Here is a 26,307-nt window from a genome sequence, read left to right as displayed (position 1 = left end):
GGCACGGGCCGAGGGGCACGCGGCGCTCCAGCCCGCCCACATGCTCGAACGCGCTCTGGTCGCGGTTCGCCGCCGGCAGGCAGGGGTCGTGCGGGGCTCAACGCCTGAAGCACCGCCAGGGCTTTCAGGCGAGCGTGCCGACCTCCGGGCCCAAGCGGGGCACGCCAGCCCCGGACCCACACTGGCCAACCGCCGAGCCCACGCGGGCGTGCCGAGCCCCGGATGCGCTACCGGCCCGTCATGGTGCTGCGTCGAAGAGGCCCAGGCGGTGGGCGGTGGCGGCGGCCTCACCTCGCGTGGCGACCCCCAGCTTGGCCAGGATGTTCGACACGTGCACGCTCACCGTCTTGATCGAGATGAACAGCACCTCGGCGATCTCCCGGTTGCTGCGCCCGTTCGTCACCTCCCGCAGCACCTCCAGCTCCCGCGCGGTCAGCCCCAAGGGCTGCCCGTCGGAGGCTTCCTCGGAGCCGCCGATCCTGGCCCGCCGCCCGAACACGTCGAGCTGTTCCAGCATCGGCGTGGCACCGAGCTCGCGGGCGAGCTCCCGCGCCCGAGTCAGCCGCGCGGCCGCCTCCTGCCGGTCGCCCGACGCGAGCGCCGCCTGCGCCACCCCCACCAGAGCCCGCGCCTCCGGGTACGGCTGCCGCAGCGCCGCCCAGGCCCCCGCCGCCAGGTCCCATGCCTTGAACTGCCAGGCGGCCGGCTCGTCGGCGTCCTCCACCGGCCCGGTCAGCGCGGTGAACGTGAGCTGGTGCGCCCGCTGCAGATCGCCCTGGGCCTCGAGCTTCTGCGCGATCGCCCGGAGCCGCGGCAACAGCGACAGCGCGAGCCGCGCAAGCGACCCGAGCCCCCCACCGCCCGAAGCGGCGGCCGTGTCCACCGGGTGGCCTCCACCACCCGGAGCGGCCACCGTGTCCACCGGATGACCTCCGCTGCCGGAAGCAGCCCCACGCGCCGGACCGACGGTGGCGGCCTCTCCCGACCTACCGCCTGAACCGCCCGAACCGCGCGAATCGGCCTCGCCGCCCGCCGGACCGTCCCCGCCGGACAGCGCAGGGGTCGCCAGGGCCGCGAGGAGCCGGCCCGAGGGCACCACGGCCCAGATCAGCCGCGCGAACGTCACCAGCACCGGCCACGAGTAGCGCGGAGTGACCAGCAGGTCGTGCTCCTCCAGCGCCCGCGCCGCCGCCTCCACCGCCTCGCCCGTCTGGCCCCGCGCGTGCAGCAGCGCGACCTCCCTGCACAGGTGCGGCAGCACCGTCTGATCGCGGAAGGTCCCCCGGGACAGCACGCTGCGCGACGCCGCCAGCAGCTTCTCCGCCCGGTCGAACTGCCCGCGCGCCAGCGCGATGTCGGCGGCGAGCCCCTGCAGGCTCGCCCGGTAGGGTGCCGGCGGTGCGAGGTCGAGCGCGTGCTCGACCACCTGGAGCGCCTCGTCCCAGCGCCCGAGCGACACCAGCGGCTCGGCCAGGTTGATCGACAGGAACGTGCCTGACGTGCGGGCCAGGCCGTATTGCCCGGCCTCCTCGACCCCTTCGCGGGCCACCTGCGCGGCCCGCTCGTGCCGGCCCGCACCCTCCAGCGCGTCGGACTCGGAGATCGCGCAGCGCATCAGCGCGTTGTACGCCTCGTCGCGGACGGCGATGCGGCGCGCCTCCGCGAACCTCTCCATCTCCAGCTCGATCTCGGAGTAACAGGTGTGCCCCCAGGTGAGGCTGATCAGTGCGTGAGCCTCGACGTTGGCGTCGCCCACCGCGTGCCCGATCTCCATCGCCAGCCGGGCCGTGGCGCTCCGCTCCGGCCGGTCCTCGGGCCGGTGGAGCATGCGGGACAGGGTCTCGAGCACCTGGCCGCGGAGTTTGAGCTGGTCGTCGGGCACCAGCGCGGCCGCCAGGCGCAGATCGTCGAGGAAGCCGGGGCGGCTCAGGTCGTAGCGGGTCAGGCCGCGCTGGCGCAGCACCGTGGCCGCCCTGATCGGGTCGGCGTCGTGGTCGAGCTCGTCGAGGGCGGCGCTGGCCAGGGCGATGCTGCGCTCGTATTCGCCGGCCAGGTGGGCGACCGTGGCCGTCTGCCTGAGCACGTCGATCCGGTCGCGGCCGATGCGCTCGACCGCGTCGGGCACCTGGTCCCACAGCTCCAGCACCCTGGACAGCATCCGGAGCTGCTCGTCGTAGGCGGTGGACTTGCGGGCGGCGGCCGCCGCGCGCCAGGCGCTGACCAGCGCCCAGGTGGAGTTGTGGGCGGAGTGCCAGTGGTGGGCCAGCTCGATCGCGCCGCGCGGGGCGGGCAGGATCGACAGGTCGTGCTCCAGGGCCTCGGCGTAGCGGGTGTGCAGCCGGGTGTGCTCGCCGGGCAGCAGGTCGTCGTGGAGCGACTCGCGGATGAGCGCGTGCCGGAAGCCGTAGCCCTCGCCGTCGACCACCAGCACGTTGCCCGCCACGGCGGGCCGCAGCGCGCGGGAGAGCGCGGACTCGTCGAGCCCGGCCACGGCGCTGAGCAGGTCGTGCTCGATGCGCTGGCCGCCGGCGCTGGCCACGCGCAGCAGCTCCTGCGTCTCCTCCGGCAGCCGCTCGACGCTGGCCAGCAGCAGGTCGCGCAGCGACTCGGGCAGCGCCTCGCCACCGCCCGCCTCGCTGAGCAGCGCCTCGACGAACAGCGGGTTGCCCTCGCTGCGCGCGTAGATCAGGTCCATGTCCCCGGGGGACGGCTCGTGCTCCAGGATGCCCGCCGCGAGGGCCACGGCCTCCCTGCGGGTGAGCCTGCGCAGCTCGACCCTGGTCACCCACTCGACCCGGCCCAGCTCGGCGAGCAACGGCCGCAGCGGGTGGGTGCGGTGCAGCTCGTCGGTGCGGTAGGTCACGACGATGAGCAGGCGGGCCGCGGTGCGCTGGTAGCGGACGAGGAACGTCAGCAGGTCGCGGGTGGAGCGGTCGGCCCAGTGGGCGTCCTCCACGATCAGCACCACGGGACGCTCCTCGGCCAGCCGCTCCAGCAGCCCGAGCACCTGCTCGAACAGCCGCGCCCTGGCCTCGGCCCCCTCCTTGCCCGGCTCTCCGAACTCGGGCAGCAGCCGCCCCAGCCCGCCCGCGTTGCCGCCCGGCACGAGCGCGGCGACGCCGTCGCGGCCCAGCTCGCGCACGAGCCCGCGCAGCACGGCGGTGAACGGCGCGAACGGCAGGCCCTCCGTGCCCAGCTCCAGGCAGCCGCCGACGAGCACCAGCGCGTCGCCGGCCCGGTGGCCGGTGAACTCGTTGACCAGCCGGGTCTTGCCGACCCCGGCCTCACCGCCGACAAGCACGGTGGACGACACCCCTGCGCGCGCTCTGGCCAGGGCGTCCCCGAGAGCGGCGAGCTCGCGGGCACGCCCCACGAACAAGGGGCTCACGGCGTGGATACTCACGCCCCAAGGATGCCATCCCCCGCCGACAGAACCGCCCGCCGCCCGACGCGAACAGCCGGTGGGGTGAAGTGGCGATCAGCGGTGGCGGCCCGCGCAAGGCTCAGCGCAGGGGCTCAGCGCAGGGGCTCAGCGCAGGGGCTCAGCGCAGGACCTTGCGGAAGAAGGTGGCCGACGCCTCGTAACCGAGCGCGTGGTAGAACTCGGGCGCCCGCCGGGTCGCCATCGCCACGTAGCCGGCCTCGCGCGAGCGGGCCCACCGCTCGAACTCCTCCAGCAGCGACCGGCCGATCCCCTGCCGGCGCAACCCGGACTGGACCATGGCCTCCTCCACCCAGGCGACCGGCCCGTTGGCGAACAGCGTCAGATGGACGAACCCGAGCAGGTAACCGTGCACCCGCCCGCCCACGACGGCGGCGAGCAGCAGGGCGTCGTCGTTCGCCAGGAGCGCGGGCAGGGCGGCGTCGAATGCCTCGCGCTCGGGCCTGAACGTCAGCCCGAACTCGCGGGCCAGCGCGAACACCGCGTCCGCGTCCGCCTTCTCCGCCCTCCTGATGAGAAGATCGTCAGCCGTCATGACCAACGACACTAGATCGTCCCGCGCCACCGGCGCAAACTTCGCTCACAGGTCACCGAGCCCGAGCTGACGTGCGATGAGCATGCGCTGCACCTCGCTGGTGCCCTCGCCGATCTCCAGGACCTTGGCGTCGCGGTAGAAGCGGGCGACGGGGAACTCGTTCATGAACCCGTACCCGCCGAACACCTGCGTCGCGTCCCGCGAGTTGTCCATCGCCGCGTTGGAGGAGACCAGCTTGGCGATCGCCGCCTCCTTCTTGAACGGCAGACCGGCCAGCATCCGCTCCGCCGCGTGGTAGTAGGCCAGGCGCGCGGTGTGGGCGCGGGCCTCCATGTCCGCGATCTTGAACTGGATGGCCTGGTAGTGGCCGATCGGGTGGCCGAACGCCCTGCGCTCCCGGACGTACTTGAGGCATTCGTCCACGCAGCCCTGCGCCAGCCCCACGCTGAGCGCGGCGATCGCGACGCGGCCCTCGTCGAGGGTCTGCAGGAACTGGGCGTAGCCGCGGCCGCGCTCGCCCAGGAGGTTCTCCGCCGGTACGCGGCAGTCGGAGAAGGACAGCTCGCGGGTGTCGGAGGCGTTCCAGCCGACCTTGGAGTACTTCTTCGAGACCGTGAACCCGGGCGTGCCGCTCGGCACGAGGATCGTGGAGATCTCGCGCTCGCCGGTGAGCGCGGCCACGCCGACGACGCCCGTGATGCGGGTGCCGGAGTTCGTGATGAACGCCTTCGTACCGTTGATCACCCATTCGCCGCCGTCGAGCGCGGCCGTGCTGCGCATCCCGCCCGGCACGTCGGAGCCGCCGCCCGGCTCCGTCAGGCCGAACGCGCCCAGCATCTCCCCCGAGGCCAGCTTGGGCAGCCAGGTCTCGCGCTGCTCCTCGGTGCCGAACCTGAGGATCGGCATCGCGCCCAGCGACACCGCCGCCTCCAGCGTGATCGACACGCTGGAGTCGACCCGGGCCAGCTCCTCCAGGGCCAGGCAGAGGGCGAAGTAGTCGCCGCCCATCCCGCCGTACTCCTCGGGGATGGGCAGCCCGAACAGCCCCATCGCGCCCATCTGCCGCACGATGTCGTACGGGAACTCCTCGCGCTCGTAGAAGTCGCCGATCACCGGCGCGACCACCTCGCGCGAGAAGGCCTCGACCGTCTTGCGCAACTCTTCGTACTCGTCCTTGAGCATGTCAGCCTTTCGAAAGCGCCTGTACGACGCGGGACGGACTGGGGCGGCCGAGCAGCTCCGCCAGCCAGGTGCTGGTGGACACGAGCTTGCCCAGGTCGAGCCCCGTCTCGATGCCGAGCCCACGCAGCATCCAGACCAGGTCCTCGGTGGCGAGGTTGCCGGTGGCGGACTCGGCGTAGGGGCACCCGCCGATGCCTCCCGTGGAGGCGTCGACCGTGGTCACGCCCGCTCTCAACGCGGCCAGGGTGTTGGCGAGCGCCTGGCCGTAGGTGTCGTGGAAGTGCACGGCGAGCCGATCCGGCCGGCGGAAGGCCCCGATCAGGGCCGTCACGTGACCCGGCGTGCCGACGCCGATGGTGTCGCCGAGCGAGAGCTCGTAGCAGCCGAGCCCGAGCAGCCGCTCCCCGACCGAGACCACCTGCGCGATCGGCGTCGGCCCCTCCCAGGGGTCGCCGAAGCACATCGACACGTACGCCCGGACCTTCATCCCGTTGTCCAGCGCCCTGGCCACGACCGGCTCGAACATGTCGAACTGGCTCTCCAGGCTCCGGTTCAGGTTCTTCGCGGCGAACGTCTCGGTGGCGCTGGCGAAGATCGCGATCTCGTCCACGCCCAGGTCGAGCGCGCGGTCGAGGCCGCGCGGGTTCGGCACCAGCACGGGGTAGCGTACGCCCGGTCTCCGGTGCAGCCTGGTCAGCAGCTCGTCGGCGTCGGCGAGCTGCGGCACCCATCTGGGGTGCACGAAACTGGTCGACTCGATGATCTTGTGACCGGCGTCCGCGAGCCGGTCGATGAACTCGGCCTTCACCTCGACGGGCACGACCGAGGACTCGTTCTGCAGCCCGTCGCGCGGGCCCACCTCGTAGATCGTGACCTGCTGCGGAAGACCTTGCACGGGGTACGGCATCACGCCTCCTCTGCGCCGACCGTTGGGCCGGCCACTGGGGTGACCACGGCCAGGACGGCGTCCATGTCGACCGGCCGGCCCGCCTGCACGGGCAGCTCGGAGACGACGCCGTCGCACGGGGCGGTGACCGTGTGCTCCATCTTCATGGCCTCCACGATGACCAGCGGCTGCCCCTTGCTCACCCGCTCGCCGGGCTGCGCCTTGACCACCAGGACCGTGCCGGGCATGGGGCTCCTGACCACGCCGTCGCCCGCCGCCGCGGCGCCGGCCCGGTCGCCCGGGTCGCCGATGAGGTGCCGGGTGAACGACCAGGAGGCGCCGTCCTTGCCCAGCCAGAGGGTGTCGGAGCGGCGCGCCCAGAGGTAGCGCTCGGTGCGCCCGCCGATGGTGACGACCAGCTCGGCACCCCCGGCGGGAGCGCCGTCCAGCCGGATGTGGGCCGCCACCGCCGTACCGTCCAGCCGGACCTCGGCGGATTCCTCGGGCAGCCCGCGCACCTGGACCGCGTGCACGCCGTCCCGCGACTCCAGCCGCCACGTCGTCCACGCCCGCTCCCCGAGCCGCCACCCGTCGGTGACCTCCCAGGGGTCGTCGCCGCGCGGCAGGGCGTGGAAGACGAGCCCCGCCGCCGCGAGCACCTCCTCGGGCACCTGGACGCCCGGCACCAGCTCGGGCAGCGCCCGCTCGACCAGGCCCGTGTCCAGCTCGCCCGCCCGCACGGCCGGGTGCGCGGCCAGCGCCCGCAGGAACGGGACGTTGGTGACCACGCCCAGGACGGCCGTGCGGGCCAGCGCCCGGTCCAGCGTCCTGAGCGCCGAGGCCCGATCGGGACCCCAGGCGACGACCTTCGACAACATCGGGTCGAACTCACTGCCCACGACCCCGCCCTCGACCAGCCCGGAGTCCACCCGGACGTCCTGCGGCTCCCGGAGCGCCAGGATCCGGCCGCCGCTGGGCAGGAAGCCGCGCGCGGGGTCCTCGGCGTACACGCGGGCCTCCACCGCGTGCCCGTCGAGCCGCACGTCCTCCTGCGCGAACGGCAACCGCTCGCCCGCCGCCACCCTGAGCTGCAGCTCCACCAGGTCGAGCCCGGTGACGAGCTCCGTGACGGGGTGCTCGACCTGCAGCCGGGTGTTCATCTCCATGAAGTGGTAGGCGCCGGTCGTGCCGTCCACGATGAACTCGACCGTGCCCGCCCCCACGTACCCGACCGCGCGGGCGGCCTCCACCGCCGCCGCCCCCATGCGGGCGCGCGTCTCGGGGCTCACGAACGGGGACGGCGCCTCCTCGATGATCTTCTGGTGCCTGCGCTGCAGGCTGCACTCGCGCTCGCCCAGGTGGACGACGTTCCCGTGGGTGTCGGCCAGGACCTGGATCTCGATGTGGCGCGGGTTCTCGACATAGCGCTCGATCAGCAGCGTCCCGTCCCCGAACGCCGCCGTCGCCGTACGCCGGGCCGATTCGAGCGCGTCGGGCAGCTCGGCGGCCGACCGCACGAGCACCATGCCCTTGCCCCCGCCCCCGGCGGACGGCTTGATCAGCGCCGGGAAGTCGCTCCACCCCGCCAGCCCGGGCTCGGTCCCGCCGGGCACCACGGGCACCCCGGCGGCCGACACCGTGGCCTTGGCGCGGATCTTGTCGCCCATCGCGTCGATGGCCTCGGCCGGCGGGCCGACGAACACCAGCCCGGCCTCCGCGCAGCGGCGGGCGAACGCGCCGTTCTCCGCGAGGAACCCGTACCCGGGATGTACGGCCTGCGCCCCCGAATCCCGAGCCGCCCCCACAATCGCCTCAATATCCAGATATTTCGGCACCTGGAGAGCAACATCGGCTTCGAGCACATGACGGGCACCCGCGTCGGACGGCGTGTGCACGGCCACGGACGTGATGCCGAGCCCGCGCAGCGTGCGCGCGATCCGTACGGCGATCTCGCCCCTGTTGGCGATCAGAACACGGTCGAACACATGCCTCACATCCGGAAGACGCCGAAACCGGCGGGCTCGAGCGGGGCGTTGGCCGCCGCGGACAGCGCCAGGCCCAGGACGGTACGGGTGTCGAGCGGGTCGATCACGCCGTCGTCCCAGAGCCTGGCCGTGGAGTAGTAGGGGTTGCCCTGGTGCTCGTACTGGGCCCTGATCGCCTCGGGGTCGGCGTCGCCGACGGTGGTGAGCACGTTCGCGGCCTGCTCGCCGCCCATGACCGAGATGCGGGCGTTCGGCCACATCCACAGGAACCTGGGAGAGTACGCCCGCCCCGCCATCGCGTAGTTCCCGGCCCCGAACGACCCCCCGATCACCACCGTGAACTTGGGCACCCGCGCGCACGACACGGCCGTCACCATCTTGGCCCCGTGCTTGGCGATGCCGCCCGCCTCGTAAGCCTTGCCGACCATGAAGCCGCTGATGTTCTGCAGGAAGACGAGGGGGATGCGGCGCTGGTCGCACAGCTCGATGAAGTGCGCGCCCTTCATCGCCGACTCGCTGAACAGGATGCCGTTGTTCGCCAGGATCCCCACCGGGTGGCCGTGCACGTGGGCGAACCCGGTCACCAGCGTCGACCCGTACTCGGCCTTGAACTCCAGGAACCGCGACCCGTCCACGATCCTGGCGATCACCTCGCGCACGTCATAGGGCTGGCGGGTGTCGGCGGGCACGATCCCGTACAGGTCGCGCGGGTCGTGCCGGGGCGGCTCGGGCCGGACGGTCTCCCAGGGGCGCGGGGCGCGCGGGGCCAGCGTGGAGACGATGTCGCGGACGATGGCCAGCGCGTGCGCGTCGTCCTCGGCCAGGTGGTCGGTGACGCCGCTGACGCGCGAGTGCAGGTCGCCGCCGCCGAGCTCCTCGGCCGTGACCTCCTCGCCGGTGGCCGCCTTCACCAGGGGCGGGCCGCCCAGGAAGATCGTGCCCTGGCCGCGCACGATGACCGCCTCGTCGCTCATCGCGGGCACGTACGCGCCGCCGGCCGTGCAGGAGCCGAGCACCGCGGCGATCTGCGGGATGCCGCGCGCGGACATCGTGGCCTGGTTGTAGAAGATGCGGCCGAAGTGCTCGCGGTCGGGGAACACCTCGTCCTGCCTGGGCAGGAACGCTCCACCGGAGTCCACGAGGTAGACGCAGGGCAGGTGGTTGTGCAGGGCCACCTCCTGCGCGCGCAGGTGCTTCTTGACGGTGACCGGGTAGTAGGTGCCGCCCTTGACGGTGGCGTCGTTGGCCACGACCACGCACTCGCGGCCCGAGACCCGGCCGACGCCCGTGATGATGCCCGCGGCGGGCGCCTGGTCGTCGTACAGGCCGTTCGCGGCCAGCGGCGACAGCTCCAGGAAGCGGGAGCCCGGGTCGAGCAGGCCGTCCACGCGGTCGCGCGGCAGCAGCTTGCCGCGCTCGACGTGCCGCTTGCGCGACCGCTCGGGACCGCCGAGCGCGGCGGTCGCCAGGCGCTCCAGCAGCTCGGCGGCGAGCCGCTCGTTGAGCTCGGCGTTGCTCTTGTACGCCTCGCTCGCCGGCTCGGCGGCCGACTTCAGGACCGGCCAGTCGCTGCTCATGAGTCCCCTCTCATGGCACGGATGTTAGTCATCATTAACGTAACCGTCTAGCATGTGAGACGTGACCACCGCCTCCACCACACCTACCCGTAATCGGCGCAACAGGCGCGCGGAGATCCTGGACGCGGCCGCCCGGCTGTTCGCCGCCCGCGGCTTCCACGGGGTCTCCATCGAGGACATCGGCGGCGCGGTCGGCGTCTCGGGGCCCGCCCTCTACCGGCACTTCGACGGCAAGGACGCGTTGCTGTCGGAGATGCTGCTGGACGTCAGCTCGCGGCTGCGCGAGTCGGCCGTGGCGGTCGTCACCTCCGCACCCGGCCCGAAGGAGGCGCTGGACGCGCTGCTCAACGTGCAGATCACGTTCGCGATCGAGCAGCCGGCGCTGATCACGGTGCACGACCGGGAGCTGGGCAACGTGCCCGAGCCGCAGCGCAGGCAGATCAGGCGGCTGCAGCGGCTGTACGTCGAGGAGTGGGTGACGGTGCTGGCCGAGCTGCATCCAGCGTGCCCGGCGGCGCGGCTGCGCGCGGCCACGCACGCCGTCTTCGGGCTGCTCAACTCGACCCCGCACAGCGCCGGAGAGCTGCCCGCGCAGGACATGCGGCCGCTGCTGCACGCGATGGCCCGGGCGGCCGTGGACGCCTCTGTTAAGGCTCACTAACTTACCGGCCACTCGGCGAGAGGGCCTTGTTGCGCCAACTATCTAGATATATCGTCACGGTATCTCGATAGTTGGAGGCAATCATGCGTGAACCCGACTTCTGGGACTCTCCTCCGCCCCTGCCCGCACCGCCCCCGTTCCCGCCCGGACCGCCCGGAGCGCCGCCGGGCCCGCCGTTCCCCGGGCCGCCGCCGCACCTACACTTCGCCGTCCACGGGAACGTCGCCGCGCCGCGCATCCGCCGCGGCGACGTCCGGGCGGCCCTGCTGGCCCTGCTGTACGAGGAGCCGCGCAACGGCTACCAGATGATCCAGGGCATCGAGGAGCGCAGCCGCGGCGTCTGGCGGCCGAGCCCGGGCTCGGTCTACCCGGCGCTGCAGCAGCTCGAGGACGAGGGCCTGGTGACCGGCGACGAGTCGGGCGGCAGCCGTACGTACCGGCTGACCGAGCGGGGCCGCGAGCAGGCCGCCCGGCACGCGGACGACGCGCCCTGGGAGGAGGTCGCCCGCACGGTCTCCGACGACCATCACGAGCTCCGCCTGCTCTGGGCCCAGCTCAACGAGGCGTTCACCCTCCTGGCGCACACGGCCAGCGACCAGCAGGTGGAGGCGGCCAAGAAACTGATCAAGCAGACGCGCAGATCCATTTTCCAGATCCTGGCGGAGGACTGAATGACCGCGGACCCGGCGATCGCCGTACGCGGGCTGAAGAAGACGTACGGCAAGGTCGAGGCCGTCAAGGGCGTCGACTTCGAGGTGCGCCCCGGCGAGGTGTTCGGGTTCCTCGGCCCGAACGGCGCCGGCAAGACCACCACCATCAGCATGCTCTGCACGCTGGTGAACCCGACCGGCGGCAGCGCCACGGTCGCGGGGCACGACGTGGTGAAGGAGCGCGACGAGGTACGCAGGAACATCGGCCTCGTCTTCCAGGACCCCACCCTGGACGGCTACCTGAGCGCCGAGCAGAACCTGCGCTTCCACGCCGAGCTGTACGGCGTGCCGAAGCGCGTGGTCGGCGACCGGATCCGGCAGGTGATGGAGATGGTCGCGCTGTGGGACCGCAAGGACGCCAAGGTGATGACGTTCTCGGGCGGCATGAAGCGGCGCCTGGAGATCGCCCGTGGCCTGCTGCACTCCCCCAGGGTGCTGTTCCTCGACGAGCCCACCGTCGGCCTCGACCCGCAGACCCGCTCGGCCATCTGGGGGTACATCAACCAGTTACGGCTCACCGAGGACATCACCATCTTCATGACCACCCACTACATGGACGAGGCCGAGTACTGCGAGCGGATCGCGATCATCGACCACGGCGAGATCGTGGTCATCGACTCCCCAGAGGCGCTGAAGGCCAGCGTCGGCAAGGACCGCGTACAGATCCAGACCGCCGACGACACCGAGGCGATCAAGGCGCTGCGGGAGCGGTTCGGGCTGGACGCGGCCGTGCACGAGGGCGCGGTGACGTTCGCGGTGGCCTCGGGTGAGGAGTTCGTGCCCCGGCTGTTCGCCGAGCTCGGGATGCCGATCAGGTCGGTGAGCGTCTCCCGGCCGTCCCTCGACGACGTGTTCATGTCCTACACCGGTTCCACGATCCGCGACGCCGAGTCCGGCGACGGCAACATGGCGTGGATGAGAGCGATGGCGAGGCGGTAGTCATGGCGACAGAGGCCATCAGCGTCCGGGTGCCGGGCCGCAGCGCCGGGCACGACCTCCGGGCCGTCAAGGTCGTGCTGCACCGGGAGATGCTCCGCTTCGTCAACGACCGCACCCGCATGTTGTCCATGCTCATGCAGCCCGTGCTGTGGCTGTTCGTCATGGGCACGGGGCTGGGGTCGCTGGTGCAGGGCTCGATCCCCGGGGTCGACTACCGGACGTTCATGTATCCCGGCATGATCTCCATGACCGTGATCATGACCGGCATGTTCTCGGCGGGCTCCATCGTGTGGGACCGCGAGTTCGGCTTCCTGCGGGAGATGCTCGTCGCGCCCGTCTCGCGCGGGGCGATCGTGATCGGCAAGTGCCTGGGCGGCGCCATCGTGGCCACCGGGCAGGGCGTCGTCATCCTGGCGATGGCGGGGCTGGTGGGGGTGCCGTACTCGCCGACGCTGTTCGCCACGCTGCTGGCGGAGATGTTCCTGGCGGCGTTCACGATCACGGCGTTCGGCGTCATGCTGGCGGCCCGGATGAAGAACATGCAGACCTTCTTCGGGCTGATGCAGATGGCGATCATGCCGATGATGTTCCTGTCCGGGGCGATGTTCCCGCTGGCCAACCTGCCCTCGTGGCTGCACGTGCTGACGGTCGTCAACCCGATGACGTACGCGGTGGACCCGATGCGGGAGGCGGTGTTCTCCCATCTGAACGTGCCGGCCGCGGTCAACGCGGTGCTCAACCCCGGGGTGCGGTGGTTCGACTTCCAGGTGCCGGTGGCGCTGGAGCTGGGCATCGTGGCGGCCCTGGGGGCGGCGCTGCTGGCGGTGGGGGTCGCGGAGTTCAAGCGGGCGGAATAGGACTGGCTTTCGCATCTGACTGCGATGGATCTTGCACGGAGGGTAGCTTTCCGGATGTCGCCGCGCGGCTCTCTTCCCTCCACCCGAAAAGGAGCGCAGTTCCGATGTTCGATCTCCGGGAGAAGTGTCGTGACCTTGAAATCAGGGTCTCGAGGCTGGAGAAGACTACTGTTAGTGGCGTGCCTGGCAGCAGCATCGCAGAACGCTTCGACGAGCTCCACAACCGTCTGGACACCGTCGGGCAGAACATCCTCGACAAGATGGACAAGGGCTTCGCGAAGCTCGAGAAGGAGCTCGGCGACGTCCGGCAGGACGTAAGCGACGTCAGACAAGACGTAAGCGACGTCAGACAAGACGTAAGCGACGTCAGACAGGAGGTCGCGGACGTCAAGCTGACCATGAACGAGCGCTTCGGTGAGGTCGACGATCGCTTCTCACGGGTCGAGGGCCGCCTCGACCAGGTCCAAGCGGAGATGACCAAGGTGTCAGGGCTCGTGCAGACGATCCACAACGACAGTGGTCTCCGCGACATCAGAATCGACAAGCTCGAGGCGCGGCTCGACGGCCACGACGAACGGTTCGACCGGATCGACCAGCGGCTCGACGGCCACGACAAACGGTTCGACCGGCTCGAGTCCATCCTCGTCCGCATCGACGCCAAACTGACCGACCAGCACCCCAACTAGGCCGCAGACGAAGACGAGGCCCGGGGTGGTGTGCCCCGGGCCTCGATCGTGCCGGATGGTCAGCGCTTCACGCGGACGTAGTCACGGCGGCTGTCGTCGCCGTAGGTGTCCTCGTCACCGCCGAACACGAACTTCCAGTGGCCCGACTTCCAGGCCCGGACCTTGGTGTAGAGCCGGCCGCTGTCGCCGGACCAGGTCGACTTCACGTACTGCCACTTCTTCGAGCCCACCGGCTTGAAGTACAGCGCCACCTTGCCCGCGTAACCCTCCCACGAGCCCTCGTCGTCGATCTGCAGCGCGCCCCTGAACCTCAGGTACTTGCCGCGCTTGATCGGCTCCGGGTAGGCGTTGAACTTGATCAGCCGGGTGTCGGCCTTGTCCACCGACGGCGGCGGGGCGGGCTGCACGACGCGCACCCAGTCGGCGTCGCTGACCGAGCCGTTGACGCCGCGGGCGCCCCGGTACTCGGCGCGCCACCAGCCGGAGGTCTGCGCGGTCGCGGAGGCCCAGAAGCGGCCATGGCGGCCGGTCACCGCGCTCGTGACGTACTCCCACCGGTGCGAGCCGTCCGCCCGGAAGTAGACGGCCACGCGCTGGCCGGACACGCCGTCGCGGCCCTCGACCCGCAGGGCGCCGGTGAAGGTGAGCTTGTCGCCCTTGTCCACCGGCTCGGGGCGGGCGTCGAAGCCGGCGATGCTGCTGGCCCGGTTGCCACGCCTGACGTCCACCCTGTCGGCGTCGCTGACGGCGCCTCTGGCGGTGGCCGTGGTCGCGAACTCGGCACGCCACCAGCCGGTGGCGTCGGCCCGCACCCGGGCGCCGAACCAGCCGCCACGGCCGGTCGTCACCTTGGTGACCTCACGGTAGGAGTCGGAGCCGCGCCCGCGGAAGGTGATGGAGACGGACTGGCCGTCGTACCCCTTGCCGCCGGCCAGGAGCCGGCCGGTGACGCGGATGGTGTCGCCCCTGTCGACCAGGTCGGGGCTGGCGTCGAAGTCGGCGATCTTGGTGTCGAGTGCCCTGACGACGTCGAACGTGCCGGACTTGGAGGCGTCCCCGTCACCGTGCGCGGTGGCGGTGTAGCTCCACTTGCCGACGGCGCCCGCGCCGAAGGACTTGGTGCCGGTCCACTTCAGGCCGCCGGAGACCGCCGCCGACGTGACGGTGACCGGGTCCCCGTTGAGCTTGAGGTCGGCCGTGGTCGCGTTCGTCGTGGTGAACGTGAACGTGACGCTGACGTCGGTGTCGAAGACGACGATCGGAGGGGCCGGGCTGATGCCCACATCGCTGATGGTTGGGGCGGGTGCCGCCGTCGCGGTCGCGGTCGCGGGGGCCGAGGCGAGTGCCCCGGCGGCGAGTACGAGGGCGAGTGCGGCGACACGAATGCGTTGTAACATGCGGGTTCCTTTCTGGAGACCCCATTGGTTCAACGCGGCATTGAGGGTGCCACGTGTGTCATATAAGTAGACGTGCAGCCTCCGGGGAAGGTTGTGGATTCTGACAAACCGTTATAGGCGGGTGTCAAACGGACCGGTCCACAACGTGTCACCGGCGTCCGGCAGACGTCAGGGCCGATCAAAGACATAATCGAGGTGTGGCGCGCGACACTGTTGAGACTCACTTCACCCAGGCGGTTGCGACACTGGAGACGGGCCCCGCGCGAGATCCGGGGCTCCCGGTCCGCGAGGGCACGACGCTGACCGGCGAGCAGTGCCGGACGTTGTTCCGCCGCCAGCTCGACAGCCGCCTGCTCGACATCGCGGCCCGCTGGCTGCGCGAGCAGGACGAGGGCTACTACACGATCGGCTCCGCCGGTCACGAGGGCAACGCGGCCGTCGCCGCCGCCCTGCGGCCGGGCGACCCCGCGCTGCTCCACTACCGCTCCGGCGCGTTCTACCTGACCAGGTCCGAGCAGGCCGGGCGGCTGCCCGAGCAGGGCCTGCGCGACGTGCTGAAGGGTCTGACCGCGGCGGCCGACGAGCCGATCGCCGGCGGGCGGCACAAGGTGTTCGGCCATCCCGACCTGGCCGTCATCCCGCAGACCTCCACGATCGCCAGCCACCTGCCCAGGGCCGTCGGCGTGGCGTTCGCCATCGAGCGGGCGCGGGCGCTCGGGGTCCGATCGGCCTGGCCGGAGGACGCGGTCGCGGTGTGCAGCTTCGGCGACGCCTCGATCAACCACGCCAGCGCCCTGTCCGGCTTCAACACCGCCTCCTACGCCACCTACCAGGGGCAGGCGCTGCCGCTGTTGTTCGTGTGCGAGGACAACGGCATCGGCATCAGCGTCCGCACTCCCCAGGGCTGGGTGGAGGCGGCCGCGCGGCGCCCCGGGATCGAATACTTCGCCGCCGACGGCTGCGACCTGCCCGCCGCCTACGACGCCGCCGTCCGCGCCGCCGAACACGTACGCGAGCGGCGCTCCCCCGCGTTCCTGCACCTGTCGACCGTGCGGCTCATGGGGCACGCCGGGTCCGACGTCGAGTCGGCGTACCGCACGCAGCGCGAGATCAAGGGCGACCTCGCCCGCGACCCGCTGCTGCGCACGGCGGCGCTGCTGGTGGAGGCCGGGCTGGAGACACCGGACGAGCTGCTCAAGATGTACGAGTTGGCGCGCGAGCACGTGCTGCGGATCGCCCTGGAGACGACCCGCAGCCCGCGGCTCGGCACGGCCAAGGAGATCATGGAGCCGATCGCGCCGCGCCGGCCCGAGCTGATCGCCAAGATCAGCCCGATGGCGGCCTCGGCCTCGGCCAGGGAGAAGGCGTTCGCCGGCGCGCTGCCCGAGAACGACAAGCCCATGACGCTCTCGCAGTCCATCAACCGCACGCTCGCCGACGCGCTGGCCGTCTACCCGGAGATGACGGTGTTCGGCGAGGACGTCGCCAAGAAGGGCGGCGTCTACGGTGTGACCAGGGGGTTGCAGAAGCGGTTCGGGGCGGCGCGGGTGTTCGACACGCTGCTCGACGAGCAGGCCATCCTGGGGCTGGCGCTCGGCTCCGGCGTGACGCGGCTGCTGCCGGTGCCGGAGATCCAATATCTGGCCTACCTGCACAACGCGCTCGACCAGATCCGCGGCGAGGCGGCCACGCTGTCGTTCTTCTCGCGCGGCGCCTACACCAACCCGATGGTGGTGCGGGTGGCCGGATACTCCTACCAGAAGGGGTTCGGCGGCCACTTCCACAACGACAACGCGGTGGCCGCGCTGCGCGACATCCCCGGGCTGGTCATCGCCTCACCGGCGCGTCCCGACGACGCCTCCGCCATGCTGCGCACGTGCCTGGCGGCGGCCCGCACCTCCGGCTCCGTCTGCGTGTTCCTGGAGCCGATCGCGCTCTACCACACGCGCGACCTGTTCGACGCGGGCGACGGGGGCTGGCTGGCGCCGTACGCGCCGCCCGCCCGCTGGCCGGAGACCCACGTGCCGATCGGGCGGGCGCGCTCCTACGGCGACGGGCGCGACCTGACGATCGTGACGTTCGGCAACGGGCTGCGGATGAGCCTGCGGGCCGCCGTGCGGCTGACCCAGGAGGGGTACGGCTGCCGCGTCCTCGACCTGCGCTGGCTGGCCCCGCTGCCGGTCGAGGACCTGCTGCGGGCGGCCGAGCTGACCGGCAACGTGCTCATCGCGGACGAGACCCGGCACACCGGCGGCGTCTCCGAGGGGATCATGACCGAGCTGCTCGACGCCGGGTACAACGGGGCGATCGCACGGGTGACCTCGGCCGACAGCTTCATCCCGCTCGGCGGGGCAGCCGATCACGTGCTGCTGTCGGAGGAGGAGATCGAGCAGGCGGCGCGCAAGCTACTGGGCTGACCTGGCCACCGCGCCCCTGATGCAGGCGGGTTTCGACCAGGCGACCGTCGAGTTCTCGGAGATGCGCAGCGGCACGCCCACCAGGAAGCAGTAGCCGCTGTCCGGGTCGAGTCCGGCCACGCGGGTCGAGGTGGCGCCCTGGCCGAGCGCGGTGATGGCCTGCTCACCCTGCTTGACCGGGGAGCGCTGGACGACCACCGGGTAGCGGCGGGCGTCGGCGGGCAGCGTCCATCGCAGCTCCACCAGCGCGCCCTGGTCCGCCGTCACCTTGACCCGCTTGGGGGCCAGGGCGGCGATGTCCTGCTCGTCGATGGCGGTGCTGCTCGGGGGCTGGGATCGGGCGGTGCCGGTGGCCGTCGCGGCAGTGGTCTGGGGGGTGGCCTGGGGGGTGACTGGCGGCTCGAGCGACAGGTACACGGCCAGCGCCGTGCCCGTCGCGGCCACGGCCGCCACCGCGCCGCTGATCAGGAAGCTCTTGCGGGCGCGGGCGCGGGAGGGGGACGGCGGGACGGTCGCCGCCTGGCCGGGGGCGTGCGCGCTCGGTGCGGAATGAGGGACGGTCGGCACCTGCCCCGCGGCGTGCGTGCCCGGTTGGGCGGGCGGGAAGTGATGGCCGGGGACGGGATGGGCGTTGCCGCCCGGCGGCTGGGGGCTCCCCGTCGACGAAGGCGCACTCCCGGCCGGTGGCAGGTGGTGGCCGGTCGCCGGAAGCGCACTCCCGCCCGGCGCCAGGTGGCTGCCGGTGGTCGGAAGCGCACTCCCGCCCGGCGGCAGGTGGCTGCCCGTCGTGGGAAGCGCGCCGGCGCCCGGCGGCTGGGGGCTGCCGGTGGTGGGCGCGAAGGGGGTGTTCGGGGGTGGGGTGGCGGGGTCGTGGCGCGGGCGGGGGACCGTGGACATCCCCGGCCCGGGGCCCGGGTCCTGGCCGACCAGGTCCGTCACCGACAGGCCCAGCTCTGCCTGGAGCTCCTGGAGGTGCCGGGCGAGCTCCCGCGCGGAGCCGTACCGGAGCTCGGGCTGCTTGGACATGGCCCGCACGATCGTGGCGAACATCGCCGGTGGCACGTCCGCGCGGTTGATGAGCGGCGGCTCGACGCTGAGCACCCGGTACATCAGCGGCGCGATCGACGGGTCCGCCGGGTTGTGGAAGGCGGGCCGGCCGGCCAGCAGGTGGTAGAGGGTGGAGCCGAGCGAGTAGAGGTCGGTCGAGGCCGAGTGGGGCCGGCCGGTGAGCACCTCGGGGGCGGCGTGCAGCGGGGTGAACGCCTGCGAGGTGGCCGAGACCTCCGCCGCGTCCACGACCCTGGCCACGCCGAAGTCGGCGATCGCGAGCTCGCCGTACCGGGAGATGAGGATGTTCTGCGGCTTGATGTCGCCGTGCAGGACCCCGGCCTCGTGTACGGCGGCCAGCGCGCCGGCCAGCTTCACCCCGGCCCGCAGCACGTCGGGCACCGGCAGCGGCCCCTCCTTGCGGACCTTGTCGCGCAGGGAGCCGTTCTCGAAGAAGTCCATCGCGATGTACGGCTTGCCGGAACGCGTCACGCCGGTGTCGAAGACGGTCACGACGTTCGGGTGCCCGGTGAGGCGGCCGGTGAGCTGCAACTCGCGCTGGAACCTGCGCATCGTGCGCTGGTCCACCCGGTCGACGGACAGCACCTTGAGCGCCACGACCCGGTCGAGACGCTCCTGGTAGGCGCGGTACACGACGGCGAACCCGCCCTGACCCGCCTGATCGAGGACCCGGTAGCCGGGTGCGTCCTCGGCTGGCAGCACTCCACTCTCCCCCTGTTGCTGAGGAGTTTAGTGCGAAATTTCGAGACTAGAGCGGGTTCATGAGGTACGCGCCGAATGCCATGGACACTACAGAAATCAGCAGGAAGAAGAACACGTAGAACCCGCCGGGCAGGAACGTCAGCCGGGCGAGCTGGTCGGCGTCGGAGTCCCTGGCCTGCCGCCGGCTCCGCTTGCGCTGCAGCTCGATGATCGGCCGGATCCCGCCGAACAGCAGGAACCACACCGCGACCAGGGCCACGACCTGCTGGACGTCGGCCGGCGCGTACATGATCAACGCGAACACCGCGCCACCGGTGACCAGCAGGATCAGCGCGCCGTACAGGTTGCGGATCAGCAGCAGCATGCAGACCAGGAACAGCAGCACCGTCCAGATCAGCAGCGTGATGCGGCCCTGCTCGGTCAGCCACGCGGCGGCCAGCCCCAGCAGCGGCGGCGCCAGGTAGCCCGCGAGCGCGGTCAGGACCATGCCGGGGCCGGTGGGCCTGCCCCTGGTCAGCGTCACGCCGGAGGTGTCGGAGTGCAGGCGGATGCCTTCGAGCTTGCGCCGGGTGACCAGCGCCATCAGCGCGTGGCCGCCCTCGTGGGCGATCGTGATCAGCCCCCTGGAGACCTGCCAGGGCATGCGGAAGCCGACGATCACTAACGCGGCCAGCGCCGAGACCCCCACGATCCAGGGGTCGGGGTCAGGCTGAACCTTGATGAGGTGCGCCCAGAACTTGTCCATCGAGGAGAAACCCTAGCCGCTCGGCACCCTTCCCGGGCTCGGACCTTCCTATGAGAAGGGCGCTCCCGCAAGGGGCGTGTCGGTAAGGTCGGCACCGTGGTGACAGAACCGGATTCTGACGCGCGGGTGCCCGGCTGGTGGGGCGGGCTGGGCCTGCCGGGGCTGATCGATCTGCACGTGCACTTCCTGCCCGAGCGGATGGAACGGCGGGTGTGGCACCACTTCGACCACGGCGGGCCGCTCATGGGAGACGGGTGGTGGATCGCGTACCAGTGGCCGGTCGAGCAGCGGGTCGAGCGGTTGCGGGAGCTGGGGGTGCGCTCGTTCCCCGCCCTCGCCTACGCGCACAAGCCGGACATGGCGCCCGATCTCAACGCCTGGACCCTGGACTTCGCCCGGCGTACACCTGGCTGCCTCCCGTCGGCGACCTTCTTCCCCGAGCCTGGGGTGGTGGCGTACGTGCGGCGGGCGCTCTCGGACGGGGTCAGGATCTTCAAGGTGCACCTGCAGGTGGGCGGGTTCGATCCGCGGGCTCCCGAGCTGGCCGAGGTGTGGGGGCTGCTGGCCGAGGCGGGGGTGCCTGTGGTGGTGCACGCCAGTTCGGTGCCCGTACCGGGTGGGTACGTCGGGCCGGGACCGATCGGCGAGGTGCTTCGCGACCATCCGGCGCTGCGGGTGGTGATCGCGCATCTGGGGATGCCGGAGTACGACGCGTTCTTCGAGCTGGCCGCGCGCTACGAGCGGGTGGCGCTGGACACGACGATGGCGTTCACCGATTTCAGCGAGCGGGGCATGCCGTTCCCGGCCCGGCTGCGGCCCGCGCTGCTTGATCTGGGGCTGGCGGGGAAGGTGGTGCTCGGCAGTGACTTCCCGACCATTCCGTACCCATATGCCCATCAGCTCGACGCGCTGGCCCGCCTCGATCTCGGCGACGCCTGGCTACGGGCCGTCTGCTGGGACAACGGTGCGGCCATGATCTGATAGAGGGGTGAACGATCGGCACGTGGCGCTCATCAGCGCCTTCTACGACGCTCTGGGGCGCGCTGACTTCGCGGCCATGGAGCGCTGCTACCACCCTGAGGTCAGCTTCGGTGATCCCATCTTCCAGGAGGTCGAGGGGCGCGACAGGGTGATGAGCATGTGGCGGCTGCAGCTCGGAGTGCGTAACGGGCTGAAGTCCGAATACCGCGGGGTGACGGCCGACGACTTCAGCGGCACCGCGCACTGGACGGCCCACTACACCTTCTCCAGCACCGGACGTGAGGTCGTCAACGAGATCGACGCGCTGTTCAGGTTCGAGGACGACCTGATCGTGCGCCACCACGACGAGTTCGACTTCAAGCGGTGGTCGAAGATGGCGCTGGGCAGGCCGCACGGGCTGCTGTTCGGCTGGACGCCCATGTGGCGCAAGACCATCAGGGACCGCGCGACGCGGCAGCTCGACGAGTTCCGTCCGTCATGAGGCGTTAGTGGAGGGTTTTCCATGGCCAGGGTGAAGGGGTTCAGGCGCAGCGGGGACGTACGCGAGGAAGCGCCCGAGCACTCGATGGACCCGCGTGCCACGGAGGACCGACCCTACCGGCCCACGGTCATCGACAACGCGATCTACCGGAACGGCGAGCGGGTCGACAATCCCGGCTCGCTCGCCGACGCCTTCGAACGCCTCAAGCAGATGCCCGAGGCCATGGCCTGGATCGGGCTCTACCGGCCGAAGGAGCGGGAGCTGGTCAAGCTCGGCGAGGAGTTCGAGCTGCACGAGCTGGCGCTGGAGGACGCCATCGTCGGCTCCCAGCGGCCCAAGGCCGACCGCTACGGCGACACTCTGTTCGTGGTGCTGCGGGCCGCCCGCTACCTGGACGACGTGGAGGAGGTCGCGTTCGGCGAGGTGCACGTCTTCGTCGGCCCCAACTTCGTGATCACCGTACGCCACGCGGAGGCGCCCAACCTGCAGTCCGTGCGCAGGCGCATGGAGTCCGACCCCGACCTGCTGCGGCAGGGCCCGCAGGCCGTCCTGTACGCCATCCTCGACGCCGTGGTCGACGGCTACGCGCCGGTGGTGGCCGGGCTGCAGAAGGACATCGAGGAGATCGAGGTCCAGGTCTTCGGCGGCGACCCGTCGGTGTCGCGGCGGGTGTACGAGCTGTCGGGCGAGGTGATCGAGTTCCAGCGGGCCACGGCGCCGCTGGTCGGGATGATCCACGGGTTCATCGCGGGGGCGCGGAAGTACGGGGTGACCGACGAGCTGCAGAGCTACCTGCGTGACGTGGCCGACCACGCGATCACGGTGACCGAGCGGATCTCCTCGTTCCGCCAGATGTTGCAGAACATCCTGGTCGTCAACTCGACGCTGGTGACGCAGGCCCAGAACGCGGAGATGGCGCGGATGACCGAGGCCAGCATCCAGCAGGGCGAGGAGGTCAAGAAGATCTCGGCGTGGGCGGCCATCCTCTTCGCCCCGACGCTGGTCGGGACCATCTACGGGATGAACTTCGACTTCATGCCGGAGACGCACTGGGCGTTCGGCTATCCGTTCGCCGTCGTGCTCATGGGGGCCGTCTGCCTGGTCCTGTACACGGTCTTCAAACGCCGCAACTGGCTCTGACCCCGCCCCGCGGCTACCCGGGCGGATGGGGCACGATCACCGTCAGCACGGTCGCCGCCTCCGGGGACAGCACGGTGACGTTCTCGGCCGTGCGCAGGTAGCCCGTCGCGACCAGGCCCGGCCGTATCGTCTGGCCCGGGCCGGGGGACTGGAGCAGGGTCACCCGGAAGCCGCCGTCGTCCCCCAGGACCACCGCTCCGTCGCGCTGGGACAGGACTCTGAGGGTCGGGTCGAAGTGCCACAGGCTGCGCAGGGCGCCTGAGGGGACCGAGTCGGCCACGGCGAGCATGGGCGGGTTGTGGGTGATCAGGATGTGGCGGGTTCGGCGGACGGCGTAGGCGTCGTCGGCCAGGGTGAAGGACTGGTGTGACGGGGTGACGGAGGAGGCCAGGAGGTCGGTGGGGGTGCCGGGGTGGAAGGGGGTGGCGGTGGGGATGGGGACGTTGTGGGCCTCCGGGGAGCGGGTCCAGTCGACGTAGCCGGTGCGCTCGTAGGAGTGGAAACCGGCCTCCACCAGGATCGGGCGGCCGTGGGCGAAGTACGTGATGCCCAGGTGGTCCTCGTGGCCGTGGAGGCGGCGGCCGGGGCCGAATCTGATCGAGTAGTGGGTGGACGCCGGGTCGTTCCAGGCGGTTCTGCCGAAGACGTAGCCGCCGTCGAAGACCCGCACCGACGGGCCCGACGTGGCGAAGCCGGCCGCGCGGGTGCCGGCGGGGCTGTCGCCGATGGGCACGAGGCGGCCGTCGGGCTGGGTGGCGTGCGCCACGTACGTCTCCAGCGCCCGCCGCCTGGCCACCAGCCGCTCCGGGAGCTCGGCCCCGCTCTCGCGGATGGCGCGCAGGGCGACGCCGAGGCGGCGGTGCACGTAGAGGCCGTAGCGGGGAGCCTGCTCGTGCAGGACGCCCTGGGCGTCGATGGCGAGCTCGGCCGAGGCGGTCATCCGGCGTACGGCCAGGTCCCGCCAGCGCGCCCGGCCCAGGCGGCAGCCGACGACCAGCAGCGCGATGTCCTGGTCCAGGCCGTGGTTGTGGCCCTCGCGGTAGAGCGAGGGGTCGGCCAGGATCTCGCCGTGCTCGGCGAGGCCATCCCAGAGGCGCCCGGTGTGTACGTGCTCGCTCAGGCACACCAGCACCGGGGCGCGCAGGGCGACCGCGTGCTCGGCCCACGCCCACGGGCTGATGCCGCGGGCGCCACGGGGGTTCGAGCGCAGCCAGTGGTCGGCCACGGTGGCGGCGCGGTCGAGGTACGCCTGGGCGCCCGTACGCTCGTACTCGGCGACCAGGCGGCCCAGCCAGCGCAGCGCGTGCAGGTTCAGGGCCCAGGAGCGGTTGCCGTGCGGGTTCGCGGTCCAGTCGATCTCCCCGCCGGAACCGAGCTGGACGGGCGGCAGCCCGACGAACGTCACCAGGCCGCGCATCACCTCCTCCACCTTGGTCAGTGGGAACTGGTCGCTCAGGCAGATGGCCCTGCCGGAGGTCGTGCGGGCACGCCAGAACACGTCTTGGCTCCTGTTTCAGGGCGCGCGAGACCCACCGTCCCGCGCGCGGCGCGTCAGAAAGCGGGCTTCAGGCGGGACCCTGGTCGGTCCAGCCCGCGGTGAGGACGATCTCGGAGCTCCCGGTGCCGTCCACGCTGGACAGCACCTGTGAGGAGGCCGGGTCGATGATCAGGGTCCGCTCGACGCCGGTGGGCAGGCCGAACGCGAACGCCTCCCCGGCGCGCCCCCGCGCGTCCGTGGCGGCGCCCAGGTAGCGAACCTCGGGCAGGTCGGCCAGCGCCCGGTAGGCGGCGGCGCGCACGCCGGGCGCGGACGGCTTGGTCCACAGCAGGCCGCCGAGCGCGTCGGCGAGCAGCCCGTCCGAGCCCGGGGGCAACATCGCGGCCACGCGCTCGCGCAGCGCGGCGGCGTCGGAGGGCAGGGCCTGGATCTGCTCGTAGGTCAGGTCGCGCCCCGCCATGCTGAACGGCGACCGGCCGCTGACCCGGCTGACCCGGCCCTGCTCTGCGGTCCACGCCCGGCCCTGCCTGGTCACCCAGAGCTCGGTCTCCCTGCCCCCGTCGTGCAGCTTCCTGACGTGCCAGTAGGTGCCCTCGGAAGCGGTGGACGCGGCCGAGGTGGCGGCCGTGAGCAGGATCGTCCGGCCCGCCTCCATCGGCTGCTCGGGCGGGGTCGCGTACAGGACGATCCCGGTCAGGGCCGCGGCGACGGGGATCGCCAGCCAGGTCAGCCGCCGGCGCCGGCGCCGGGTCGTGACCCGCCGCCACACCCGGTGCTGGGCCCGCGGGTCCGGGCGCGGCTCGCCGTACAGCTCGCGGATCAGCTCATCCACCGACGGCCACCTCCCCGAGCAGGGCGCGCAGTTTCCTGCGGGCCCGGTTCAGCCGGGAGCCGACGGTGCCGTACGGGATGCCGAGCGCCGTGGCGATCTCGTCGTGGCTGAGCCCGGCGAGCGCGACCAGCAGCAGGACGTCGCGGTCGCGCCGGTCCAGGCCGGCCAGGGCGGCGGCCAGCTCCGGCCGCAGGCTCTGGGCGCTGACCCGCACGGCCACCGACTCCTCGTGGCCCGGCGAGTCGGTGTCGGGGCCGAAGCGTCCGAGCGCGCGCAGGGTACGGGCCTCCAGGCGGCGGTGCTTGCCGATGAGGTTCGTGGCGATGCCGTACAGCCAGGCGCGCACCCCGGCGCGGGACGGGTCGTACTGGGCGCGCTTGCGGAACGCGGTGAGGAACGTCTCGGCGACGATGTCCTCGGCGATGTCGGGGCCGAGCCGCTGGGCGACGTAGGCGTGGATCTCGCCGAAGTGGGCGTCGAACACGGCGGCGAACGCCTCCGTATCGTGCAGGGTGTCGTCCAGGGTCCCGGACGCGCGGGCCGCCCAGGGCACCGTGGCCGCGATGGTCTCCCCCGTCATGTGCAACCTTCCGATGTATCAGTGGTCATCTGTTATCACCCGATACACGGATTCGCTTTCACGCTTCCAGGAAGCGGCGTACGTCGGCGGTCTCGTCGGCCAGGTCGGGGAGCTCGCCGAACGGCTGCACGGTCACCTGGGCGCCCTTCCGCCCCCACACGCCCCTGATCACGCCGTCCACCAGCACGACCGGGCGCAGGATGCCGCCTCCGGGGAACACCTTCCTCGCGTGTTCGGCGGCCAGGATGGGGTCCCTGCTGCGCCAGCCCATGACGTACTCGTCGAAGGCCGGGGCGAGGCGGACCACCGGAGGCTCCTCCGGGGGCGGCGTGGGGTGGCCGCTCAGCCGCCAGGCGGTGCGGGACTCGCCGAGCGGCAGGCCGGACCAGGCGGCCAGGTCCTCGGGGGTGGCGGGGTGGTGGGCGCGGCGGTAGCGGGTGGCCAGCTCCTTCAGCGCGCGCTCCCGGTCGGGCTCGGGGGCGACGGGGGCGCCGAGCCAGTCGGCGGCGTGCACGTACGTGGGCTTGCCGGCGCGCAGCGGGCCCAGGACGGCCAGGCCGTGGTGGGCGGCCAGCGCCACCAGGTGCACGATGCCCTGGCCCTGGGCCCGGCCCTTGAGGCGGTCCTCCAGGTCGGCCTTGGTGAGGGGGCCCTGGCCGGCCAGGGCGCGGGTGATCAGCGGGAGCAGGTCGTCGCCGGTGACGCCCTCCTCGGCGAGGCGGCGCAGGATGTTCGTGGCGGGCCGGGTGAGGGCGTGGATCCACGGCAGGTCGTCGGCGTGGACGAAGTGCAGGGTGCCGCGCGGGCCCCACGTCCTGACGATCTCGCGGGCCTGCCAGGCGGCCTCGACGTCGGCCGGGGTGAGGGTGGCCGACCGGGCGCGGAAGGCGAGGAACGCGGAGGGGACGTCCTGGGCCTGCATGGCCGCCAGGCGCCGGACGATCTCGCCCGGGGCCAGGCCGGGCGGGCGGTGCAGGAGCTGGGCCTCGACGCTTCTCACGCGCGC

The 26,307-nt window shown here is 71.9% G+C and carries 22 protein-coding genes; 9 read left to right on the top strand and 13 right to left on the bottom strand.

Features of this window, described 5'->3' with window-relative positions; genetic code table 11:
* Window positions 1-238 precede the first annotated feature (238 nt).
* The 6 genes from AB0J69_RS16325 to AB0J69_RS16300 form a co-directional block, all read right to left on the bottom strand.
* Window positions 239-3,403 carry an AAA family ATPase gene (locus AB0J69_RS16325; protein ID WP_364117570.1) on the bottom strand — a complete coding sequence of 1,055 codons (3,165 nt, stop codon included), beginning with the start codon at window positions 3,401-3,403 and terminating at the stop codon, window positions 239-241.
* Window positions 3,404-3,542: 139 nt separating this feature from the next.
* Window positions 3,543-3,977, bottom strand: a complete 435-nt coding sequence (locus AB0J69_RS16320; RefSeq protein ID WP_364117568.1) for a GNAT family N-acetyltransferase — start codon at window positions 3,975-3,977, stop codon at window positions 3,543-3,545.
* Between the two features lie 45 nt (window positions 3,978-4,022).
* The gene (locus AB0J69_RS16315; protein ID WP_364117566.1) at window positions 4,023-5,159 is read right to left on the bottom strand and encodes an acyl-CoA dehydrogenase family protein; all 1,137 of its coding nucleotides are present in this window, start codon (window positions 5,157-5,159) and stop codon (window positions 4,023-4,025) included.
* 1 nt (window position 5,160) lies between these two features.
* Window positions 5,161-6,066 (bottom strand): hydroxymethylglutaryl-CoA lyase, encoded by a 906-nt coding sequence (locus AB0J69_RS16310; RefSeq protein ID WP_364117564.1) that lies wholly within the window; start codon window positions 6,064-6,066, stop codon window positions 5,161-5,163.
* Window positions 6,066-8,030: a biotin carboxylase N-terminal domain-containing protein gene (locus AB0J69_RS16305; protein ID WP_364117562.1), complete on the bottom strand. Its 1,965-nt coding sequence runs from the start codon at window positions 8,028-8,030 to the stop codon at window positions 6,066-6,068. Before AB0J69_RS16305 ends, AB0J69_RS16310 begins: the two co-directional genes overlap by 1 nt.
* A gap of 5 nt (window positions 8,031-8,035) precedes the next feature.
* Window positions 8,036-9,607: a carboxyl transferase domain-containing protein gene (locus AB0J69_RS16300; protein WP_364117560.1), complete on the bottom strand. Its 1,572-nt coding sequence runs from the start codon at window positions 9,605-9,607 to the stop codon at window positions 8,036-8,038.
* A gap of 61 nt (window positions 9,608-9,668) precedes the next feature.
* Here AB0J69_RS16300 and AB0J69_RS16295 point away from each other — a divergent pair, with 61 nt between their 5' ends.
* The 5 genes from AB0J69_RS16295 to AB0J69_RS16275 all read left to right on the top strand — a co-directional run bounded on the left by AB0J69_RS16295 (window position 9,669) and on the right by AB0J69_RS16275 (window position 13,460).
* Window positions 9,669-10,268: a helix-turn-helix domain-containing protein gene (locus tag AB0J69_RS16295; protein ID WP_364117558.1), complete on the top strand. Its 600-nt coding sequence runs from the start codon at window positions 9,669-9,671 to the stop codon at window positions 10,266-10,268.
* 83 nt (window positions 10,269-10,351) lie between these two features.
* A complete protein-coding gene (locus tag AB0J69_RS16290; protein WP_364117556.1) occupies window positions 10,352-10,939 on the top strand; it encodes a PadR family transcriptional regulator in 588 nt (195 codons plus the stop codon).
* The gene (locus tag AB0J69_RS16285) at window positions 10,940-11,917 is read left to right on the top strand and encodes an ATP-binding cassette domain-containing protein (RefSeq protein ID WP_364117554.1); all 978 of its coding nucleotides are present in this window, start codon (window positions 10,940-10,942) and stop codon (window positions 11,915-11,917) included. It begins immediately after the preceding gene.
* A gap of 2 nt (window positions 11,918-11,919) precedes the next feature.
* Window positions 11,920-12,774, top strand: coding sequence for an ABC transporter permease (locus AB0J69_RS16280; protein ID WP_364117552.1), 855 nt, complete (start codon window positions 11,920-11,922; stop codon window positions 12,772-12,774).
* Between the two features lie 104 nt (window positions 12,775-12,878).
* Window positions 12,879-13,460: a hypothetical protein gene (locus tag AB0J69_RS16275; RefSeq protein WP_364117550.1), complete on the top strand. Its 582-nt coding sequence runs from the start codon at window positions 12,879-12,881 to the stop codon at window positions 13,458-13,460.
* Between the two features lie 59 nt (window positions 13,461-13,519).
* On the opposite strand, the gene AB0J69_RS16270 is transcribed toward AB0J69_RS16275, so the two are convergent.
* Window positions 13,520-14,857, bottom strand: a complete 1,338-nt coding sequence (locus AB0J69_RS16270; RefSeq protein ID WP_364117549.1) for a hypothetical protein — start codon at window positions 14,855-14,857, stop codon at window positions 13,520-13,522.
* Between the two features lie 197 nt (window positions 14,858-15,054).
* Here AB0J69_RS16270 and AB0J69_RS16265 point away from each other — a divergent pair, with 197 nt between their 5' ends.
* On the top strand, window positions 15,055-17,274 hold the full coding sequence (locus AB0J69_RS16265) for a thiamine pyrophosphate-dependent enzyme (protein ID WP_364117547.1): 2,220 nt from the start codon (window positions 15,055-15,057) through the stop codon (window positions 17,272-17,274).
* On the opposite strand, the gene AB0J69_RS16260 is transcribed toward AB0J69_RS16265, so the two are convergent.
* A complete protein-coding gene (locus AB0J69_RS16260) occupies window positions 17,263-19,044 on the bottom strand; it encodes a protein kinase (protein ID WP_364117545.1) in 1,782 nt (593 codons plus the stop codon). The genes AB0J69_RS16265 and AB0J69_RS16260 overlap by 12 nt on opposite strands.
* Before the next feature lie 46 nt (window positions 19,045-19,090).
* Complete coding sequence (locus AB0J69_RS16255) at window positions 19,091-19,789, bottom strand: M50 family metallopeptidase (RefSeq protein ID WP_364117543.1); 699 nt, start codon at window positions 19,787-19,789, stop codon at window positions 19,091-19,093.
* 96 nt (window positions 19,790-19,885) lie between these two features.
* Here AB0J69_RS16255 and AB0J69_RS16250 point away from each other — a divergent pair, with 96 nt between their 5' ends.
* Genes AB0J69_RS16250 through corA form a run of 3 tightly spaced genes read left to right on the top strand, consistent with a single transcriptional unit; the run spans window position 19,886 to window position 22,391 of the window.
* Window positions 19,886-20,770 carry an amidohydrolase family protein gene (locus tag AB0J69_RS16250; RefSeq protein WP_364117541.1) on the top strand — a complete coding sequence of 295 codons (885 nt, stop codon included), beginning with the start codon at window positions 19,886-19,888 and terminating at the stop codon, window positions 20,768-20,770.
* Window positions 20,771-20,777: 7 nt separating this feature from the next.
* Window positions 20,778-21,251, top strand: a complete 474-nt coding sequence (locus AB0J69_RS16245; protein WP_364117540.1) for a nuclear transport factor 2 family protein — start codon at window positions 20,778-20,780, stop codon at window positions 21,249-21,251.
* A 21-nt stretch (window positions 21,252-21,272) separates the two neighbouring features.
* Window positions 21,273-22,391, top strand: coding sequence for a magnesium/cobalt transporter CorA (gene corA / locus AB0J69_RS16240; protein WP_364117538.1), 1,119 nt, complete (start codon window positions 21,273-21,275; stop codon window positions 22,389-22,391).
* A 13-nt stretch (window positions 22,392-22,404) separates the two neighbouring features.
* Here the strand turns inward: corA and AB0J69_RS16235 are convergent, their stop codons facing one another.
* From AB0J69_RS16235 to AB0J69_RS16220, 4 genes are all read right to left on the bottom strand, one after another.
* Complete coding sequence (locus tag AB0J69_RS16235) at window positions 22,405-23,889, bottom strand: heparinase II/III family protein (RefSeq protein WP_364117536.1); 1,485 nt, start codon at window positions 23,887-23,889, stop codon at window positions 22,405-22,407.
* Between the two features lie 67 nt (window positions 23,890-23,956).
* The gene (locus AB0J69_RS16230; RefSeq protein WP_364117535.1) at window positions 23,957-24,721 is read right to left on the bottom strand and encodes a hypothetical protein; all 765 of its coding nucleotides are present in this window, start codon (window positions 24,719-24,721) and stop codon (window positions 23,957-23,959) included.
* Window positions 24,714-25,301: an RNA polymerase sigma factor gene (locus AB0J69_RS16225; protein WP_364117534.1), complete on the bottom strand. Its 588-nt coding sequence runs from the start codon at window positions 25,299-25,301 to the stop codon at window positions 24,714-24,716. The genes AB0J69_RS16230 and AB0J69_RS16225 overlap by 8 nt, the downstream gene beginning before the upstream one ends.
* 58 nt (window positions 25,302-25,359) lie before the next feature.
* Complete coding sequence (locus AB0J69_RS16220) at window positions 25,360-26,301, bottom strand: winged helix DNA-binding domain-containing protein (protein WP_364117533.1); 942 nt, start codon at window positions 26,299-26,301, stop codon at window positions 25,360-25,362.
* Window positions 26,302-26,307 lie beyond the last annotated feature (6 nt).

This window comes from Nonomuraea sp. NPDC049709, from assembly GCF_040674815.1.
In the GTDB taxonomy this organism is placed as follows: Bacteria; Actinomycetota; Actinomycetes; order Streptosporangiales; family Streptosporangiaceae; genus Nonomuraea.
Note: the sequence above shows the minus strand (reverse complement) of the source record. Positions and strands in the feature narration are given on the sequence as shown.